This is a genomic window from Flavobacterium sp. GP15 (assembly GCF_014281985.1).
Classification (GTDB): Bacteria; Bacteroidota; Bacteroidia; order Flavobacteriales; family Flavobacteriaceae; genus Flavobacterium; species Flavobacterium pygoscelis.
In genome coordinates, this window is the sequence record NZ_JACFTC010000032.1 from 1 (window position 1) to 711 (window position 711).

Annotated in this window: 1 protein-coding gene; it reads right to left on the reverse strand. The window is 28.7% G+C overall.

Annotated elements, in window-relative coordinates:
* Positions 1-166: 166 nt before the first annotated feature.
* Complete coding sequence (locus H2650_RS15705; protein ID WP_188051773.1) at positions 167-661, reverse strand: DUF4375 domain-containing protein; 495 nt, start codon at positions 659-661, stop codon at positions 167-169.
* Positions 662-711: the final 50 nt, after the last annotated feature.

Below are 711 nucleotides of genomic sequence, written 5' to 3' on the forward strand. Positions count from 1 at the left end.
CCCATATTTTCTAGGCTGTGCGCGGGCATTACCGCTAACGTCTTGGCGCTTGGCGTGGTTGGGGACTTTTGAAATCGAGTATTTTCGGCTTAACGTAAATGTAGTAAAAAAACGCTAATTCCACTAAATCCCCAATCACGCCAAACGGCTGTTGGCAGTAGTTTTTTTAACTCCTAATTATTTCACTTTTATTATTTCTCAAATACTTGAAAAATTTTTCTTCTCTTATTTCAGAATTCTCATACCAATTATGTTCAATTTTTTCTATTAATTCAGAAATGTCTGAATCAAAATTATCTGAATCTTCATCTAACTGTTCTGGATATTCTTGTTCTAAAAATGATTCTTTATAATCATTAAATATTTTGATGATTATTTTGAAATCTTCGTAGTCTGCTAAATTTTCAGACATCTTCAACATTTCGAGATATCCTTCATTATATTCGCCCAAGCTTTCTAAAAGGATTGAATAAATACCACTATTATTTATCATTGCGTCTACAATATAATATAGTGTAAAATGTTTTTGTCTTGTGTTTAATTCATTTTGTTTTTGTTCAAAAACTAAATCTTGATAATATTCTAACACTTTAATATTTATGTCAAAATCATCAGGAAAAATATCGTATTCTTCTTTATTTAATTCTAATTTATCTTTCATTTTATGTGTTAATTTACTGATTTTGTTGTTTTTACGGTAAAATTACTGCC

Bases quoted from the DNA above. Each gene is read 5' to 3' on its own strand.
- H2650_RS15705 (WP_188051773.1), bottom strand. From the start codon at position 661: ATGAAAGATAAATTAGAATTAAATAAAGAAGAATACGATATTTTTCCT.